Source organism: Pseudomyxococcus flavus, assembly GCF_050038885.1.
In the GTDB taxonomy this organism is placed as follows: Bacteria; Myxococcota; Myxococcia; order Myxococcales; family Myxococcaceae; genus Myxococcus; species Myxococcus flavus.
On record NZ_CP143624.1, the window covers coordinates 1,436,106 to 1,453,340 of the forward strand.

16 protein-coding genes are annotated in these 17,235 nt (G+C 70.0%); 9 read left to right on the forward strand and 7 right to left on the reverse strand.

Features of this window, described 5'->3' with window-relative positions; translation table 11 throughout:
- Positions 1-49: 49 nt before the first annotated feature.
- Together pruA and VZL07_RS05930 are read left to right on the forward strand one after the other, a co-directional pair.
- Positions 50-1,705: an L-glutamate gamma-semialdehyde dehydrogenase gene (pruA, locus tag VZL07_RS05925; RefSeq protein WP_426754361.1), complete on the forward strand. Its 1,656-nt coding sequence runs from the start codon at positions 50-52 to the stop codon at positions 1,703-1,705.
- A 7-nt stretch (positions 1,706-1,712) separates the two neighbouring features.
- Positions 1,713-2,561 (forward strand): aldose epimerase, encoded by an 849-nt coding sequence (locus VZL07_RS05930; protein WP_426754362.1) that lies wholly within the window; start codon positions 1,713-1,715, stop codon positions 2,559-2,561.
- A 243-nt stretch (positions 2,562-2,804) separates the two neighbouring features.
- On the opposite strand, the gene VZL07_RS05935 is transcribed toward VZL07_RS05930, so the two are convergent.
- A complete protein-coding gene (locus VZL07_RS05935) occupies positions 2,805-3,710 on the reverse strand; it encodes a LysR family transcriptional regulator (protein WP_426754363.1) in 906 nt (301 codons plus the stop codon).
- A 79-nt stretch (positions 3,711-3,789) separates the two neighbouring features.
- Between VZL07_RS05935 and VZL07_RS05940 the strand changes: the two genes are divergently transcribed.
- The 4 genes from VZL07_RS05940 to VZL07_RS05955 are packed head-to-tail and all read left to right on the forward strand — an operon-like array spanning position 3,790 to position 7,639.
- Positions 3,790-5,025 (forward strand): acyl-CoA dehydrogenase family protein, encoded by a 1,236-nt coding sequence (locus tag VZL07_RS05940; RefSeq protein WP_426754364.1) that lies wholly within the window; start codon positions 3,790-3,792, stop codon positions 5,023-5,025.
- 5 nt (positions 5,026-5,030) lie between these two features.
- Entirely contained in the window at positions 5,031-5,855 is an 825-nt protein-coding gene (locus tag VZL07_RS05945) for an SDR family oxidoreductase (protein WP_426754365.1), read from the forward strand.
- An 18-nt stretch (positions 5,856-5,873) separates the two neighbouring features.
- A complete protein-coding gene (locus tag VZL07_RS05950) occupies positions 5,874-6,947 on the forward strand; it encodes a phosphotransferase family protein (protein WP_426754366.1) in 1,074 nt (357 codons plus the stop codon).
- Positions 6,947-7,639 carry a histidine phosphatase family protein gene (locus VZL07_RS05955; RefSeq protein ID WP_426754367.1) on the forward strand — a complete coding sequence of 231 codons (693 nt, stop codon included), beginning with the start codon at positions 6,947-6,949 and terminating at the stop codon, positions 7,637-7,639. The genes VZL07_RS05950 and VZL07_RS05955 overlap by 1 nt, the downstream gene beginning before the upstream one ends.
- Here VZL07_RS05955 and VZL07_RS05960 read toward each other — a convergent pair.
- Positions 7,630-8,535, reverse strand: coding sequence for a methylated-DNA--[protein]-cysteine S-methyltransferase (locus VZL07_RS05960; protein ID WP_426754368.1), 906 nt, complete (start codon positions 8,533-8,535; stop codon positions 7,630-7,632). The two genes, VZL07_RS05955 and VZL07_RS05960, sit on opposite strands and share 10 nt — an antisense overlap.
- A gap of 120 nt (positions 8,536-8,655) precedes the next feature.
- On the opposite strand from VZL07_RS05960, the gene VZL07_RS05965 reads away from it, so the two are divergent.
- From VZL07_RS05965 to VZL07_RS05975, 3 genes are all read left to right on the forward strand, one after another.
- Positions 8,656-9,024 (forward strand): nuclear transport factor 2 family protein, encoded by a 369-nt coding sequence (locus VZL07_RS05965; protein ID WP_426754369.1) that lies wholly within the window; start codon positions 8,656-8,658, stop codon positions 9,022-9,024.
- A gap of 277 nt (positions 9,025-9,301) precedes the next feature.
- Positions 9,302-9,433, forward strand: coding sequence for a hypothetical protein (locus tag VZL07_RS05970; RefSeq protein WP_426754370.1), 132 nt, complete (start codon positions 9,302-9,304; stop codon positions 9,431-9,433).
- Positions 9,434-9,465: 32 nt separating this feature from the next.
- Positions 9,466-10,788 (forward strand): alpha/beta fold hydrolase, encoded by a 1,323-nt coding sequence (locus VZL07_RS05975; RefSeq protein ID WP_426754371.1) that lies wholly within the window; start codon positions 9,466-9,468, stop codon positions 10,786-10,788.
- On the opposite strand, the gene VZL07_RS05980 is transcribed toward VZL07_RS05975, so the two are convergent.
- From VZL07_RS05980 to VZL07_RS06000, 5 genes are all read right to left on the reverse strand, one after another.
- Positions 10,760-11,857 carry a potassium channel family protein gene (locus tag VZL07_RS05980; RefSeq protein ID WP_426754372.1) on the reverse strand — a complete coding sequence of 366 codons (1,098 nt, stop codon included), beginning with the start codon at positions 11,855-11,857 and terminating at the stop codon, positions 10,760-10,762. The two genes, VZL07_RS05975 and VZL07_RS05980, sit on opposite strands and share 29 nt — an antisense overlap.
- A 13-nt stretch (positions 11,858-11,870) precedes the next feature.
- On the reverse strand, positions 11,871-13,076 hold the full coding sequence (gene tatC / locus VZL07_RS05985) for a twin-arginine translocase subunit TatC (protein ID WP_426754373.1): 1,206 nt from the start codon (positions 13,074-13,076) through the stop codon (positions 11,871-11,873).
- A gap of 42 nt (positions 13,077-13,118) precedes the next feature.
- The gene (locus VZL07_RS05990) at positions 13,119-13,658 is read right to left on the reverse strand and encodes a twin-arginine translocase TatA/TatE family subunit (RefSeq protein WP_426754374.1); all 540 of its coding nucleotides are present in this window, start codon (positions 13,656-13,658) and stop codon (positions 13,119-13,121) included.
- A gap of 131 nt (positions 13,659-13,789) precedes the next feature.
- The gene (locus VZL07_RS05995; RefSeq protein ID WP_426754375.1) at positions 13,790-15,073 is read right to left on the reverse strand and encodes an MFS transporter; all 1,284 of its coding nucleotides are present in this window, start codon (positions 15,071-15,073) and stop codon (positions 13,790-13,792) included.
- A gap of 10 nt (positions 15,074-15,083) precedes the next feature.
- The gene (locus VZL07_RS06000; protein WP_426754376.1) at positions 15,084-17,132 is read right to left on the reverse strand and encodes a methyl-accepting chemotaxis protein; all 2,049 of its coding nucleotides are present in this window, start codon (positions 17,130-17,132) and stop codon (positions 15,084-15,086) included.
- Between the last annotated feature and the right edge of the window lie 103 nt (positions 17,133-17,235).

Below are 17,235 nucleotides of genomic sequence, written 5' to 3' on the forward strand. Positions count from 1 at the left end.
CCGCTTCGCTATGCTGCGCGCCCTTCGTTTCAGCCCGAGGTGAACCCGCGTGATCAACGCCCATACCCGCGTCCCGGCTCCGAAGAACGAGCCCGTCCTCTCCTACGCGCCCGGCACGCCCGAGCGCCGCGAGCTGCAGGCCACGCTGAAGCGCATGGCCGGTGAGCAACTCGACATTCCCGTCATCATCGGCGGCAAGCACATCCGCACCGGCAAGACGGACACGGTGCGCATGCCGCACAACCACGCGCACGTGCTGGCCACGCTGCACGAGGCCGATGCCAGCCACGTGGAGCAGGCCATCCAGGCCGCCCTGTCCGTCAAGGAAGAGTGGGCGCGCATGCCCTTCCAGTCGCGCGCCGCCATCTTCCTGCGCGCCGCGGAGCTGCTGGCCTCGCGCTACCGCCCCATCCTCAACGCCGCCACCATGCTGGGCCAGTCCAAGACGGCCCACCAGGCGGAGATCGACGCGGCGTGTGAGGCGGCGGACTTCCTCCGCTACAACGTCCACTTCGCCGAGCAGATTCTCGGCTGGCAGCCCGAGCCCGCCCCCCAGACGTGGAACATGACGGACTACCGTCCGCTGGACGGGTTCGTCTTCGCGGTGGCGCCGTTCAACTTCACGGCCATTGCCCTCAACCTGGCCACCGCGCCGGCGATCATGGGCAACGTGGTGCTCTTCAAGCCTTCGTCCACGGCGGCCCTGAGCGCCTGGTACATCATGGAGCTGCTGCGCGAGGCCGGCCTGCCCGACGGCGTCATCAACATGCTGCCGGGTGACGGCCCCACGGTGGGCAACCCGGTGATGGCCAGCCCGCACCTGGGCGGCATCCACTTCACCGGCTCCACGCCGACGTTCAACACCATGTGGCGCACGGTGGGTGAGAACATCTCCCGCTACAAGCAGTACCCCCGCATCGTCGGTGAGACGGGCGGCAAGGACTTCATCGTCGCCCACCCGTCGGCGGCCGACGACCTGGAGGCGCTCGCGGTGGCCATCGTGCGCGGCGGCTTCGAGTACCAGGGGCAGAAGTGCTCCGCCGCCAGCCGCGTCTTCATCCCCGAGTCGCTGTGGCCCAAGCTGAAGCCCCGCCTCCAGGCGCTCGTCAGCGAGATTCGCATGGGCGATGTGGCGGACTTCCGCAACTTCATGGGCGCCGTCATCGACGAGAAGTCCTTCAACAAGGTCTCCTCGTACATCGAGCTCGCGAAGAACGACAGCGGGGCCAGCATCGTCGCTGGCGGCGACACGGACAAGAAGCAGGGCTGGTTCGTGAAGCCCACGCTGGTGCAGCTCGACAGCCCCACGCACCGCATCCTCCGCGAGGAGATTTTCGCGCCGCTGGTGGGCCTGAATGTCTACCCGGATGCGAAGTACGAGGAGACGCTGCGCGAGGTCGACCAGGCCGCCTCCTACGCCCTCACCGGCGCCGTCTTCGCGCGCGACCGGAAGGCCATCGACACGGCGCTGCGCGAGCTGCGCCACGCGGCGGGCAACTTCTACGTCAACGACAAGCCCACGGGGGCCGTGGTGGGCCAGCAGCCCTTCGGCGGTGGCCGCGCGTCCGGCACCAACGACAAGGCGGGCTCGGCCCTCAACCTGGTGCGGTGGACCAGCCCCCGCACCATCAAGGAGACCTTCGTTCCGCCCGTGAAGGTGCCCTACCCCTTCATGGACAACGATCCGAACGAAGGCGCCATCTGAGGCGTCCATGAGCGGTCCGTTCCCCGGCATCGCAGGGCTGGACACGTACGCGCTGGTGGACGGCGGGTGCCGCGTGGAGGTCATCCCTTCACGCGGGGCCCTCGTCACCCGGATGTGCGTGGACGGCGACGAGGTGCTGTACCTCGACGAGGCCACGGTCGCGGACCCGGCGAAGAACGTGCGCGGGGGCATCCCCGTGCTCTTTCCCAACGCCGGGCCGCTGCCGGGGGACACCTATTCCGTGCAGGGCCAGCCGTACGCCCTGGCGCAGCACGGCTTCGCGAGGAAGCTGCCGTGGCGGGTGCTTCAGGCGGAAGCCGCGAGGCTGGCCGTGGGGCTGACCTCCAGCGAGGAGACGCTGCGTCACTTCCCGTGGCGGTTCGATGCGCGGCTGACCTTCTCGCTGACGGGCAAGCGACTGACGCTGGAGTTCGAGGTGGAGAACCAGGACTCGCGGCCCATGCCACTGCACCTGGGCTTCCACCCGTACTTCCACGTGCCGGATGCGGCGAAGGCGCAGGCGGGCGTGGAGACGGATGCCACGCGCGCGTGGGACAACCGGCGCAAGCAGGACGTGGCCTTCACGGGGCTGGCGCTCACCGACGACGAGGTGGACCTCCATCTGAGGGACCACTCTGCGGCAGGAACGACACTGGCGCGAGGGCCAGGACTCGGGCCCATCCGCCTGTCCTGGAGTCCGGAGTACCGCGTGCTCGTCGTGTGGACGTTGCGCGGGAAGGACTTCGTCTGCGTGGAGCCCTGGACCGCCCCCGCGGGCGCGCTGGCCACGGGTGAAGGGCTGATGCATGTGCCCGCCGGGGCACGGACATCGCTCCGGTTCGGTATCCAGGGCTGAGGCTCAGGCATCACGTCTCCTGTGGTGTCCCTACGGGGAGGCTACCGAGGTCCTTGGCCGGTGTAGGCTCCAGGGTGCAGCGCGTCCACGCGCCTGCGATGGAAGCGGGCTTCGCGCTGGAGTACGTCCAATGCGTGGCGTGAGAGTCGCAGCGGGCATCTCACGCCCAACGCGAGCTGCCCCCATCGCTCCGCCTCTCGCCCGAGCAAGCGTCGCGCGGTGCCGCCAACGAAAGCCATCCTCCTACGTCGTCAACGCGAGCAACTCGTTTCGCAACCATCGGCTGCGAGGGTCGCCGTCCGCCTGCCGGTGCCAGTAGACATGGAGCTCCAGCGGGGGCAGTGACAACGGCATCGGCAGGAGGTGGTTGCCCAGCAGCGAGTGCAGCTCCATCGCGCGCCGCCGAGGCATCGTCAGCAGCAGGTCCGAGTCCGCGACGAGCTTGAACGCCGCTTCGTAATGCTGGCAGCGGATGACGACATCGCGCTGGTAACCCAGGCGGCTGAGCACCAGGTCCTCCACGGCCAGCCCGGTGCGACGCGAGGACACCGTGACGTGCCGGGCCACCATGTACTTGCCCACGTCCAGCTTGCGCCTGCGCCGGCTCACCACGCAGAAGGTGTCCTTCAGCAACGAAGCCCGCTTCAGGTCCGCGCCCGTCTGCTGCTCCACGTCGATGGAGAGGTCGAGCCGCCCCGAGGCGAGGTCCCGCTCCAGCCGGGCCCTGTCGAGGCGGACGCTGGAGATTCGAAGCGCTGGCGCATGCTCTCGCAGGCGCGCGACGAGCAACGGGAGAATCGACGGCTCCAGCACGTCGTTCATCGCCACCGTGAAGTGGCCCACGTCGCGGCGGGGGTCGAAGTCACGGCTCCGATGAACGGCCTGCTCGAACAGGGCGAGCGCCTCGCGAATCTCCGGCGCCAGCCGCTCCGCGAACGCAGTGGGCGCCACGCCCCTGCCCTCCCGGACGAACAAGGGCTCCCCCAACTGCTCACGCAGGCGGGCCAGCGCATGGCTCACGGCGGACTGGCTGAGGAAGAGGACCTCCGCCGCCCGGGTCAGGTTCCGCTCCCGCAGCACCACGTCGAACACCCGGAAGAGGTTGAGGTCCAGCCGGGCCAGCCGCGCGGACTCATGAACTGGGCTCATGCGGACACATGACCAACATTCACTGGATGCATCAAGGCCACATCCGCAGGATGAAGGGTCACCGACAGGAGGACATGCGATGGACTTCGAGCCGAGTGAGCGAGGCAAGGACTACCTGGAGCGCGTGAAGCGCTTCATGGACGAGCACATCCTCCCCGCGGAAGCCCGCTACCACGAGGAGCTCCGCGCCACCGCCCAGGGCGGCGACTGGAAGACGTGGCGTGTGCCACCCGCCATGGAGGAGCTCAAGGCCAGGGCGAAGGCCCAGGGCCTGTGGAACCTGTTCCTCCCCGACGAGAGGCTCGGCGCCGGGCTCAGCACGCTGGAGTACGCCCCCATCGCCGAGGAGACGGGCCGCAGCTTCATCGCCCCCGAGGTCTTCAATTGCAGCGCCCCGGACACCGGCAACATGGAGGTGCTCTGGAAGTACGGCTCCGAGGCGCAGCAGGAGCGCTGGCTGAAGCCACTGCTCGCCGGCGACATCCGCTCGGTGTTCTGCATGACGGAGCCGGACGTGGCCTCGTCGGACGCCACCAACATGGCGGCCACGGCCATCGTCGATGGCGACGACGTCATCCTCAACGGCAGCAAGTGGTGGTCCAGCGGGCTGGGGCACCCGAACGCCAAGGTCGCCATCTTCATGGCGCGCACGCCCGACACCGGTGGCGACCGGCACCATCAGCACTCCATGGTGCTGGTACCGCTGGACGCGCCAGGGGTGAGCATCCGCCGCATGCTGCCCGTCTACGGCGACTACGACGCCCCGCACGGTCACGGCGAGGTGCACTTCGACAACGTGCGCGTGCCGCGCGACAACGTCATCGCCGGACCGGGGATGGGCTTCGAGATTGCCCAGGGCCGGCTCGGTCCAGGGCGCATCCACCACTGCATGCGCTGCATCGGCGCGGCGGAGCGGGCGCTGGAGCTGATGATTGACCGGGGCATGAAGCGCACCGCCTTCGGGAAACCACTACTCAACCTGGGCGGCAACCGCGAGAAGGTGGCCGAGGCGCGCATCGCCATCGACCAGGCGCGCCTGCTGACGCTCTACGCGGCCTGGAAGATGGACCAGGTGGGAGCGCTCGGCGCGATGAGCGAAATTTCCGCCATCAAGGTCGTCGCGCCGAATGTCCTCCAGAAGGTAGTCGATGACGCCATCCAGCTTCACGGCGGCGCCGGGGTGTCCCAGGATACGCCGCTGGCTGGCTTCTTCGCCCAGGCGCGCAGCCTGCGCCTCGCGGATGGGCCGGACGAAGTGCACAAGGGACTCATCGCCCGCATCGAGCTGTCGAAGCGGGGCTTCTCCCGGAGCTGATTGCCATGGCCAATCAACGCATCTTCATCACCGGTGGTGCCAGCGGTCTTGGGAAGGCCATTGCCTTGCGCTTCGCTCGCGCGGGCTGGAAGGTCTGCATCGCCGACGTCAACGACGCGCGCGGCGACGAGGCCCTCCGGGAGCTCTCCGCCCTGGCGCCCCAGGCCCACTACCAGCGCTGTGACGTGCGGCGCGAGGAGGACCTCCTGGCCGCGAGGGACTGGCTCATGTCCCAGTGGGGCGGCGTGGACGTGGTGGTCAACAACGCCGGCGTCGCGCAGGCGGGCGCCATCGAGGATGTGTCGCTCGAGGACTGGCAGTGGATCATCGACATCAACCTGCTGGGCGTGGTGCGCGGGTGCAAGGTGTTCACCCCCACCTTCAAGCAGCAGGGCCATGGCCACATCGTCAACGTGGCCTCCATGGCGGGGCTGCTCGATGTGCCGCTGATGAGCAGCTACAACGCGACCAAGGCCGCGGTGGTGTCGCTGTCGGAGACGCTGCACAACGAGCTGGCGGAGCACGGCATCGGCGTCAGCGTCGTGTGCCCGTCCTTCTTCAAGACGAACCTGGGCGACTCGCTGCGCACCACGGACCCGCGGCTGGGGGCCACCATGGCGCGGCTGCTCGAGCGGTCGGCCATCACCGCGGACGACATCGCCAACGACGTCTTCACCGCCGTGGCCCAGCGCGGCTTCTACGTCCTGCCCCACGCGGACGGCCGCAGGGCGTGGGCGATGAAGCGCCTGCTGCCGCGCGAGGTCTATGCGTGGGTCATGCGCCGGAACACGCGGGGCATGCGCCCCGGCTCGCGTTCGAAGGCCAGCTGAAGAAGGGAAAGCCCTGTCATGCCACCGACCGCCACCATCGACCCTTCCGGTGCCGTGCGTCCGGGCGAGGAGCTGAACGTCCCGGCCGTGGATGCCTGGCTCAAGGCCCAGGTCCCCTCGCTGGAGGGCACGCCGGAAGTCACGCAGTACGCGGGCGGCGCCTCCAACTGGACGTACCGCCTGAAGTACGCCAACCGGGACCTCATCCTGCGCCGGCCTCCCGCGGGGACGAAGGCGAAGTCGGCGCACGACATGGCCCGCGAGTACACGGTGCAGCAGGCCCTCAAGCCGGCCTACCCCGTCGTGCCCACCATGGTCGGCCTGTGTCAGGACCCAGCGGTGCTGGGCAGCGACTTCTACGTCATGGAGCGCATCGAGGGACTCATCCCTCGCAAGCACCTGCCCCGCGGCCTGTCGCTGGACGCGAAGCAGACGCGCGAGCTGTGCCTCAACGTCATCGCCAAGCTGGTGGAGCTCCACGCGGTGGACCCGGCGGCGGCGGGGCTGACGTCGCTCGGCAAGGGGCCGGGCTATCCCACGCGGCAGGTGGAGGGCTGGTCCGCCCGCTACGAGAAGGCGAAGACGTGGAACGTCGCCAGCTTCCGCTACGTACGCGACTGGCTCAAGGCCAACACGCCGTCGGACCTCGCGACGTGCGTCATCCACAACGACTGGCGCTTCGACAACGTGGTGCTCGACCCGGGCGAGCCCACACGTGTCATCGGCGTGCTCGACTGGGAGATGGCGACCCTGGGCGACCCGCTGATGGACCTGGGCAGCGCGCTGGCGTACTGGGTCCAGGCGGATGACGATGTCCTGATGCGCTCGACGCGGCGCCAGCCCACGCATCTGCCCGGCATGCTCCGGCGTGAGGAGGTCGTGGAGTACTACCTGGACCGCACCAGGCTGAAGCCCGCCAACTGGACCTTCTACGAGGTGTTCGGCCTCTTCCGCCTCGCCGTCATCGCGCAGCAGATCTACTACCGCTACCACCACAAGCAGACGCGCAACCCGGCGTTCAAGAACTTCTGGGTGCTGGTCAACTACCTCGGCTGGCGCTGCCACCGGCTCATCCGGAAGGGGGCTCGCTGATGGGTGTGGTGTACCTCGTCCGGCATGGACAGGCCTCGTTCGGCGCGGCGAACTACGACCAGCTCTCCGAAGCCGGCTTCGAGCAGGCCCGGGTGCTGGGAACGGCCCTCCGCGAGCGGCTGCCGCGTGTGGATGCCGTCGTCACGGGAACCCTCGCGAGGCACCGGCAGACCGCGGAGACATGCCTCGCGGCGCTCGGGTGCGAAACCGCCTCCGTGCAGACCGCCGGCTTCGACGAGTTCGACCACGAGGACATCGTCGCCCGCCACACGCCGCGCTACGCGGACCAGGCCGTGCTGCGGGAGGAGCTGTCGCGGATGGAGTCGCCCCGGCAGGCCTACCAGGCGCTCTACATGGAGGCCGTGGCCCGCTGGGTCTCGGGCCAACATGACGCCGAATACCCGGAGCCCTGGTCCGTGTTCCGGAAGCGCTGCGTCGGCGCGCTGGATGCGCTCATCGAGCAACTGGGCCCATCGAAGAACGCGCTCGTCTTCACATCCGGAGGCCCCATCACCGCCGTCTGCCAGGACCTGCTCCGCATCCCGGACGAACATGCCTTCCGCCTCAACCTGACGCTGGCGAACTGCGGCCTCACCAAGGTCATCTACAGCGCGCGCGGCCGGTACCTGTCCACGCTCAACGAGCACGGGCACTTCGAGGGCGCACAGCGCGCCCTGCTCACCTATCGCTGAGCCGCGCTGTGCTGTTCGAGCGTGGGCCGGGCCTCGCGCTCGAGGTGGGGCTCAGCGCCGGCGTACCGCAGGTCCTCCCACGCCAGCATCGCCCGCTTGCGCGCGGCCCCCCAGCGGTACTCACCGAAGATGCCCGTCTTGCGCAGCACGCGGTGGCAGGGAATCAGGAGCCCCACGGGGTTGTCGCCCACCGCCGAGCCCACCGCGCGCAGCGCCTTCGGCTTGCCGATGGCCCGTGCCAGGTCCTCGTAGGTGGTCACCTCTCCGGGCGGCACGCGCAGCAGCGCCTGCCACACCTGCACCTGGAAGGGCGTACCCCGCACCAGCACCGACAAGGGCCGGCCCGCCGCGCCGGGGCGCCGCACCTGGAAGATGCGCTCCATCCACGGCGCCGTGTCCTCGGCGGACTCCACGAACGTGGCGCGCGGCCACTCGCTCCGCAGTGAGGCCACCGCGTCCACCTTCGACGTCCCCGTGAGGAAGTGGAGCCCGCAGATGCCGCGCTCGCAGACGGCGAGGAGGCAGTCGCCGAACGGCGACAGGTGGGCGCCGTAACGCACCGTGAGTCCCTCACCACCCAGCTTGTACTCTCCGGGCGTCATCGCCGTGAGCGTGACGAAGAGCTCATGCAGCCGACCGCTGCCGGAGAGCCCCACCTCCAGCGACGTCTCCAGCACGCTGCGGCGCTCGGCCAGCAGGCGCTGGGCCGAGCACAGCGTGTGGACCTGCACGAAGCGCTTGGGACTGATGCCCGCCCACTGGGAGAACAGCCGCTGGAAGTGGAAGGCGCTCAAGCCCACGTGCGCGGCGGCGTCTTCCAGGGACGGCTGCTCGTGGGCGTGCGCGTCGAGGTAGAGGATGGCCTGTTCGATTCGAGCGTAGTCGCTGGACGCCATGCCGATGCTCCCGGTGAGGTGCTTCCAGGCCTCGGTATGTCCGCGGGCGCACGCAGCGGCAACCCGGTTCTTGCGCCATCCCCGCACGTCGGGCTGAAACAACCCCAGGAAAGGAGTTCCATGCTCACGGAGGAAGACATCCTGGCCGCGGAGGAGGCGCTGAGACAAGCGATGCTGTCGAGCGACGTCGCCGCGCTCGACGCCCTGCTCTGCGACGACCTCCTCTTCGTCAGCCACACCGGGCAGCTCTTCGACAAGGAAGCGGACCTGGCGCCACACCGCTCGGGGGCGCTCCGCCTCACGCGGTTGGACATCCGCGAGCAGCAGGTGCGCTACCTCTCCGCGGGTGCCGTGGTCGTCGTTCGTGCCGCGCTATCCGGAGAGTTCCAGGGAGCCCGCTTCGAAGGAGACTTTCGCTACACGCGCGTCTGGCAACTCGTGGAAGACGCGCCCCAGGTGGTCGCGGCGCAGTGCACGGCGCTGGTGTGACGTCTTCCCGCACGGTGCCAGCACACACGCACGCGCTGGCATGTCCGGCGGGTCGGCTTGACTCCTGGAAGACGACCGCTTATCCGTTGTCGCGATGACGTCTCTTCGCGCCATGTGTCGAATGTCGATGCCGGGTGGGCTCATGCCCGCCAGGTTCGGCTGACGTCCGTCCGACCCTGGCGAGCCATCGAGCCCATCCGCCCGCGAGGGTTGGTGGGCTTCGTCGTTTCTGGACGCGCGCTGCCCTCGCACATCCCCCACCGAGGAGCAGCGCCCCATGAGTACGTCCAACGAACGTCCCTTGCACTTCGACACGCTGGCCCTGCACGCAGGCTACACGCCCGCCCCCACCGCCGGCGCACGCGCGGTGGCCTCCGGACAGGCCGCGGAGGCGCTCGCCATCCTCTGACGGCACGCCGTCACCTCTCCTGGAGCGTTCCCGTGCCCACCGCCTCTCTCACACCCACTCCGCGCCTCTTCGACGTGTCCCTGCCCGACCTGACGCTGGAGGCAGGCGCCCGCGTCACCCAGCACCTCGTGCGAGGCTGGTGGTGGGGCCCCGAGGACGACCTGCCCTGGCTCCACGCGCGCGCGCGTGTCCTCTCGGACGACGAAGCCCAGGCCAGCGCACTGCGCGCGGTCCGCCGCACCGTGGCCGAGCAGGCCGCGCAACATTCCCGCGCGACGGAGGTCCGGCGCCGGGGCCCGGCCCGCGCGTCCGTGCCCACGGTGCTGCTGGTGCACGCGCTCACCGGCGACATGCGCGCGGGCGGCAAGGGCGGCTGGTGGGAGCCGCTCATCGGCCCGCGCCGCGTGCTGGACCCGTCCCGCATGCGGCTGCTGTGCTTCAACAACCTGGGCTCCTGTTACGGCACCACGGGCCCGGCCGACGAAGGCTTCCCCCGCCGGACGGACGATGCGCGCTTCGGCCCACCGCTTCCGGTGGCCAAGGGCGACCTGCGCCAGGACGAGCACCGCCTGCCGGCCACCCTCACCCCGTGGGACCAGGCGCGCAGCATCCTGCTGGCCCTGGACGCGCTGGACGTGGACGAGGTGGCGCTCGTCACCGGCGGCTCCCTGGGTGGCATGGTGGTCCTCTGCCTCGCGGCCCTCGCGCCGGAGCGCTTCATCCGCATGGCGCCCATGGCCACCACGGAGTCCGCCAGCGCGTGGGTGGTGGGCCTCAACCACGTGGCGCGGCAGGCCCTGCTGATGGACCCGGGCTTCCCCGAGTCGCCCCGCCGGGGCCTGGAGCTGGCGCGGCAGCTCGCGATGCTCACCTACCGCGCGGAGCCCGGCCTGGAGGCGCTCCAGGGCCGTCCGGCGGAGTGGTCCTCACGCGCGCTGCACCCCATGCACAGCTACCTGGAGTACCAGGGGCAGAAGCTGGAGGCCCGCTTCGACGCGCGCGCGTACCTGGCGCAGCTGGGAGCGATGGACCACCATGACCTGTCGCGCTTCCCCGGCGGCGGCCTGGCGCGCATCCGCGCGAGCGCGCTGTGCGTGGGCATCGACACCGATCAGCTCTTCTTCCCCAGTCATATGGCCGCGCTGGCCCGGCGGCTGCGGGAGCGGGGCGTCCACGCCGAGCACGCCACGCTGACCAGCCTCCACGGCCACGACGGCTTCCTCCTGGAGTGGGACGCGATGGCCACCCTGCTTTCCCGGGCCCTGTCGCTGCCCACGGCGAAGGAGGCCCAGCGGTGGACGGAGGCGCCCGCGCGGGCCCCGGCCCTCAGCTCGCCTTGCGCGCCGAAGGCGTAGGCGCCGGCACCGGGTCGTGGTGGGACCAGAGCGGCGGCTCGGCCTCGTGGGTGAAGGCGCGCAGCCGCCGGTACTCCGGGTAGGAGGCCTGGAGCGACAGCACGTCGCCGGGCCGGATGACCTCGTCTCCGACCGGATGGAGCCGCTCCTCCCCATCGCGCTGCAGCGACAGCGCGAGGCAGCCGAACCGGTCCCGCACCTCGGAGATGGTGAGGCCCGGCAGGCCCTCGCGCGCCTCGAAGAGCGAGACGACCATCAGGTGCTTCGCCAGGTGGAAGGAGTGGACGATGCGCGGGTCCATGGCCGCCAGCGCCATGGCCGGCGCCGCCAGGGACGAGCTGGAGAGCGCCTCCGCCTTGAACGTCTCGCGCACCTTGCCGCTCAGGTCATCGTCGAACAGGCGGATGACCACGCGGATGTTCGGGTTGAGCTTGCGCGCGTCCAGGGCGATGTTGAGGTTGGCCAGGTCATCATCCGTGGCGCAGACGATGGCGGAGGCGTCCTTCACGTTGGTGCGCGGCAAGCACAGCGGGCTGCGGGTGTCGTCGATGAGCAACGGCACCAGCTCGTCACGCAAAGCGGACACGAAGGCCGCGTCCTCGCGCTTCTCCACCACCACCACTTCCTTGCCCATCTCCCGCAGCTGCGTCACCACGCGGTAGCCCACCCGCCCCGCGCCACACACCACGACGTGGCCCTTCATCGTCTCGGAGACCACTTCAATCCACTCCTTGTCGTTCTTGTGCCGGGCGAAGAAAAGGTAGGCGAAGCGCACCACTCCGTCAGCCACCAGGGCAATCCCCGTGGGCGGAATCACCAGGTTGAGCAACTCCACCAGCCAGTCATTCACGTAGGGCAGTGAGGGCTGGCCGTAGAGCAGGAAGTAGGTGTGGTGCAGCGCCTCGCCGAAGTCGATGCGCTCGCCCTCCGGCCCCCGGAAGCGCCAGTGGAAGAGCGCCGGTCCGCCCACGAACAGCAGGACGGACAGCACCAGCGTGGTCCGGAAGCGCCGCGTGAGCGCTCGCAGGTAGCGCAGGTTGGCCCGGAAGTGCCGGCGGGACGGCTTCATGGAGGCTCCTCGACTACGACGCCGGGGTGATGCCTGTTTCCGCCTCGTTTCGCGCGCGACGCCGCTCCACCATCCACACCAGCAGCACGCCCAGCTCGTAGCAGAGCAGCATGGGGCCGGCCATCAGCGACAGGTTCACCACGTCCCCCGTGGGGGTGATGATGGCCGCCGCGATGAGGCACACCACGAAGGCGTGACGCTGGTACTTGAAGAGCCACGTGGACTTCACCACGCCCACCACGCCCAGCAGGGCCATGACGAGCGGCAGCTCGAAGATGACGCCGAAGGCGAGGATGAGCAGCAGCACCAGCGAGAGCTGCTCGTGCATGGACAGCATGGGCCGCGTCCACCGCGCCGCCTCGTGCGTCGCGTGCGCGGTGGCCAGCTCCTTCTCCAGCCGCCACAGCCCCGCCAGCTCCTCCGAGCGCGTGGGCGCGATGCCGGCCAGCACGCTCGCCGAGCCGTCCATGGCCACCGCCGCCGCCGCGAAGTCCTTCTTGTCGAAGGCCGCCACGGCCTCCATGCGCTTCTCCAGCGCCTGCCGCAGCACGCCGCGCGCCTGGGCGCCGTAGCCCACCGACGCCGCGTCCAGCAGCCGCCCCAGGCCCTCCAGCCGCGCCGTCATCTCCACGCTGGCGGCGGGCGCGGCCTCGGGCTCGGGCGACTGCCCCTCGCCGTCGGCGCGCAGCGCGGTGCTCGTCGCCTTCGCGATGCGGCCGGCTTCCTCCGCCTCGCCCAGGCGCAGGAAGCGCAAGGCGTCATCCGCGCGCAGACGGGCCGAGTCGAGGCGCTGCTCCAGGGCGAGCGTCTCCTCCTCGTTGAGGAGGAAGGTGAACATGGAGGGCAGCACCGCGAAGTAGCAGAAGGCGGCGCCGAGCAGGAAGGCGATGGAGCCGAACGCCACGAAGGGCGCGGCGAAGCGGCGCTCCTCCGGATACAAGCCGGGCGAGACGAAGCCCCAGATCTGCATCAGGATGACGGGCGTGGTGAGGAAGATGCCGCAGTACACGCCCACCTTCATGAGGACGTTCAGCTCCTCGATGCCGGACGTGTAGATGAGCGCGCGATTCTCGGGCGGCAGCGCGTCCAGCACCGGCTGCATGAGCAGGCCGAAGATGGGCTTGGCGAAGACGAGCGAAATCGTCCCCAGGACGGCCACCGCGATGGTGCACCGCAGGAGACGGGTGCGGAGCTCCGTCAGGTGCTCCGCCAGGCTCATGCGCAGCTCGGGGTCTGACTGGATGGGCGGGGGGCTCAGGGCTCAGCTCCGTTTCGGGGCGTTGCGCGCCACCGTGCCTGGAATGGGCGACAGCGTGGGCGTGGTGGCAGAAGAAGTGGCCGGCTCCTGCGGCGCCTCGACGGGGTCCACGGCCGGCTCCGGAGCCGCCGCCTGGGCGGGCCCTTCCCCCGGCGGGACGTTGGAGGCGTCCACCTCGCGAGGCCCGCTCGCATCCATCTCCAGCACCTGCGTGGACGGCTGCGGAGCGGACGCCGCATCCCCCTGCGGCGCCGCGCCCTCCGCGGCGGGCGGCACGGGCGTCTCGGGGCCGGCGATGGACGCAGGCGGCTGGACGGGCAGCCGCGTCCCCGGCCGCACGGGCGCGGCGGGCGGCTCGGCGATGTCCTGGTCCATGGCGTAGAACTCGCGCTCCACCACGTTGCGGACCTCGTCCGTCTGGCGGCGGAACTCGCGCACGAACTTGCCGATGCCGCGCGCAAGCTCGGGCAGCCGCTGCGGCCCGAGAATGAGCAGCGCGGCCACCAGGATGAACACCATTTCGCCTGCGCCGATGTTGAACATTTTTCCTGACGCGCTCCCCGGGGCAGCCGGTTTATCGCGCCCCGGGGATACGGGCGCAACCGTTCGTCGCGCCAAAGCGCTTGTCCGCCGCCCGGAATGGGCGGCAGGCAACCCCTGGGCGCCCTTTCATACTACGCGTGAGGATCCGCCCCGGGCGAGAGCGGAACCGCCCCTCCTTCCGAGGGAGCCAGCGCCAGCGCCTGCGCCTGCTCGCGGCGGCGCACGCGCCGCTCCACGACCCACAACATGGCGGGGAGCAACAGCGTCAGCGCCATGGACACTCCGGCCGCCTCGGCGATGCCACCCAGGGTGCCGTCTGGCAGGTCCGTCAGCAGCCGGGCGCTGAGGAAGGCGCCCAGGGCGGTGGCCAGGTGCTGGACGGCGGACTGGAGCGACATGAAGCGCGCGCGCACCGCGTTGTCCGGCACCCGTGACGTCAGCGTGTGGTACGCGACGTTGCGCATCCCCATGGCGACCATGAAGGCCGAGAAGATGACGGGCACCGGCATCCACGCCGGCAAGGCCATGAAGCCCACGTAGGTGGACAGCAGCACCAGCACCGAGCCCACCGTGCCCACCACGAAGGGCCCGAAGCGGTCCACCATGGGACCGGCGACCCGCAGCGTGACGAAGCTGGCGATGCCGCCGACGAAGTACGGCAGCCAGAGCAGGTCGCGCGGGTAGCCCACGTTCTGCTGCAGGTAGGCGGAGAGGTTGGGGATGAGGATGAAGCCGGCCATCATCACCACCGCCGTCATCAGGTAGGACCACTGGATGTCCCGCTGACTCAGCAGCTCCAACATGCCCACCTGACGCCGGGTTCCGGCGTCCGCCTCCAGGTGCCCTCGCACGGGCGGCAGGTAGAAGATGGCGCCCAGCACCACCACCAGCCCCAGGGCGGCCACGGCGAAGAAGGGCACGCGCCAGCCGCCGAACTCGGCCAGCTTCAGCGCCATGGGCACCCCCGCCACCGAGGCCACGGAGAAGGCAATCATCACCGTCCCCAGCGCACGCCCGCGCCGCGCCACGGGCACCAGCTCCGCGACGATGGACAGCGCCAGCGACGTGGCCGGCCCGCCGAAGATGCCCGCCACCACGCGCGCCAGCAGCAGCGTGGGCAGCCCCGTGGCGAGCCCACCCGCCGCGGTGGCCACCACCAGCCCCAGCATGGCCACCGCCAGCGCCTGGCGCCGGTCGAAGCGGTCCAGGAAGTAGCCGCCCACGAGCCCCGCCACGCTGGCGGCGGCCGTGTACGCGCCACCAATGGTGCCGATATGCGACGACGCGATGCCCAGCCCCTTCGCGAAGTCCGGGCCCAGCGGCATCACCATCACGAAGTCCAGGATGTTGACGAACTGGACCGCGCCGATGAGGGCCACCACGGCGCGCTCGGAGACCTGTCGTTGTGTCGGCATGGAGACGTGTCTACACCCGGAAGCGGCGGACCTCCGCACGGAGGATTTCCGCCTGCCGCTGGAGGTTGTCGATGGCCTCCTCCAGCTGCTTCACCGAGCGCGTCTGGTGCTCGGACACGCCCTTGATGGTCTCCACCGCCTTGAGCACCTGCTCGCTGCCCTTCGTCTGCTCCTTCTGGGCGCGGTTCAGGTGGGTGACCATCTCGTTGATGCTCTCGATGGAGCGCGTGATCTGCCTGCTGCCGTGCGCCTGCTCCTGGCTGCTGCGCTGCACGTGCGCGGTGAGCGCCTTCATCCGCTCCGCGCTCTTCATGATCTGCTCGCCGCCGCGGGCCTGCTCGTTGGAGGCCTTGGAGATCTGCTGCACCGACTCGCTGATGCGGTGGATGGAGGCCGTCACCTGCTTGCTGCCGCGCGCCTGCTCCACCGTGGCGCGGGCAATGGCCTTCACCATCTGCGTGGACTTCTGGGTGCTGTCGTTGATTTTCCGCAGCGCCCCTTCCGCCTCGCGGCCCAGCTGCACGCCCTCCTCCACGCTGCGCACGCCCTGGTTCATCACCACCACCGCGTGGCGGCTCTCCTCCTGGATGCTGCGGATGAGCTCGGCAATCTCCTTGGTGGACGCGCCGGTGCGCTCGGCCAGGTCCTTGATTTCCTCGGCCACCACCGCGAAGCCCTTGCCGTGCTCGCCCGCCTGCGCGGCGATGATGGCCGCGTTGAGCGCCAGCAGGTTGGTCTGCTCCGCCACGTCGTCGATGACGTTGAGGATGTTGCCAATCTCGGAGATGCGCCGGCCCAGGCTCTCGATGACGTTGGCCGCGGTGCGGCTCGTCTCCTTGATGCGGTCGATGCCGCTGAGCGTCTTGCGCAGGGACTCCACGCCCGTCTGGGCATCCTCGAAGACCTGCTCGGACAGCCGCGCCGTCTCCTTCGCGTTGGCCTCCACCTGGCCGATGGCGGCGTCCATCTGGCTGATGGCCGAGGACGTCTCCTCCGTGGAGGCGGAGAGCTCCTGGATGTTGGTGGCCACCTCCTTGATGGAGAACGTCATCTCCTCGATGGCGCTGGTGGTCTCCTCCACGCTGGCGGCCATGGCCTGGACGTTCTCCGCCACCTCGTCGTTGGTGGCGGCCATCTCCATGATGGAGGAGCTGCTCTCCTCGGCGCTCTGGTAGAGGACCTCCACGTTCTCCGCGATGCCGCGCAGCGAGGCCATCATCTCCACCATGGAGGACGACGTCTCCTCCACGCGCGCCTGCACCGTGCCCGCGCCGGACGACACGGTGGTGCCGGTGCGGTGAATCTGCTCCACCACCCCCGCCACCACGTCCGACACGCCGCGCACCCGGCCCAGCGTGTCGCGCCAGCTCTGGGCAATCCGGTTGAGCGCCTCGGCGAGCTGCCCCAGCTCGTCCTGGGTGCCCACGTCCACGCGCCCGGTGAGGTCCGCCTCCGCCAGCCGGCGCGCCATGCCCATCATCGCGTCCAGCGGCACCAGGATGAACGCGCGGGAGATGAAGAAGGCCACCAGCAGGAACAGCGCCAGGCCGATGCCGAACGCGAGCAGCACCAGGTGGCGCAGCTCGGTGACGACCGCGTCCAGCTCGGCGTTGTCGAGCACCACCAGCACGTGCCCCGCCACGCCGCCCGACAGCGTCACCGGTCGCGCCACGGTCCGGTCCCCGTTGGCGAAGCGCAGGCCGTCCAGCGGCGCGCCCTGCCGGGCCTTCAGCTCCGTCAGCAACCACTCCGGCGGTTTCGACGGATGGGTGGCCAGCACCTGCCCCTCGCCGGAGAGGACGGCCAGCACCTTGAAGTCGTCGTCGCCGTCGCGCAGCCGCTCCAGGCTGTCGGGCAGGGCGGCGGCGGGCTGGGCCGTGAGCATGCTGACGGCCTGGGTGGCCAGGGCCTCGCCGCGCGTCTGGAGGCGCTGCTCCAGGTGCGCCTCCACGCGCGATGGGACGACGAAGTAGAGCGTCCCCAGGATGAGGGCGAGGACGAGGGTGAAGGAGCCGAGCAGCAGCCGGCGCAGGCCGGGCTTCTTGAACCGGGGAGCCAAGACGAGGCACTGTAGGGAGGGAAACACCGGCAGGGCAAGAACAGGGCGCCGGCGCGGCCCGCCCTCCAGGGGCGCTGACTTCCCGCCTCGCGGATGCGTAAGG

Bases quoted from the DNA above. Each gene is read 5' to 3' on its own strand.
- tatC (WP_426754373.1), bottom strand. From the start codon at position 13,076: ATGAGCCTGGCGGAGCACCTGACGGAGCTCCGCACCCGTCTCCTGCGG.
- VZL07_RS05935 (WP_426754363.1), bottom strand. From the start codon at position 3,710: ATGAGCCCAGTTCATGAGTCCGCGCGGCTGGCCCGGCTGGACCTCAAC.
- VZL07_RS05995 (WP_426754375.1), bottom strand. From the start codon at position 15,073: ATGCCGACACAACGACAGGTCTCCGAGCGCGCCGTGGTGGCCCTCATC.
- VZL07_RS05940 (WP_426754364.1), top strand. From the start codon at position 3,790: ATGGACTTCGAGCCGAGTGAGCGAGGCAAGGACTACCTGGAGCGCGTG.
- VZL07_RS05965 (WP_426754369.1), top strand. From the start codon at position 8,656: ATGCTCACGGAGGAAGACATCCTGGCCGCGGAGGAGGCGCTGAGACAA.
- VZL07_RS05945 (WP_426754365.1), top strand. From the start codon at position 5,031: ATGGCCAATCAACGCATCTTCATCACCGGTGGTGCCAGCGGTCTTGGG.
- VZL07_RS05970 (WP_426754370.1), top strand. From the start codon at position 9,302: ATGAGTACGTCCAACGAACGTCCCTTGCACTTCGACACGCTGGCCCTG.
- VZL07_RS05960 (WP_426754368.1), bottom strand. From the start codon at position 8,535: ATGGCGTCCAGCGACTACGCTCGAATCGAACAGGCCATCCTCTACCTC.
- VZL07_RS05930 (WP_426754362.1), top strand. From the start codon at position 1,713: ATGAGCGGTCCGTTCCCCGGCATCGCAGGGCTGGACACGTACGCGCTG.
- VZL07_RS05990 (WP_426754374.1), bottom strand. From the start codon at position 13,658: ATGTTCAACATCGGCGCAGGCGAAATGGTGTTCATCCTGGTGGCCGCG.
- VZL07_RS05950 (WP_426754366.1), top strand. From the start codon at position 5,874: ATGCCACCGACCGCCACCATCGACCCTTCCGGTGCCGTGCGTCCGGGC.
- VZL07_RS05955 (WP_426754367.1), top strand. From the start codon at position 6,947: ATGGGTGTGGTGTACCTCGTCCGGCATGGACAGGCCTCGTTCGGCGCG.
- VZL07_RS05980 (WP_426754372.1), bottom strand. From the start codon at position 11,857: ATGAAGCCGTCCCGCCGGCACTTCCGGGCCAACCTGCGCTACCTGCGA.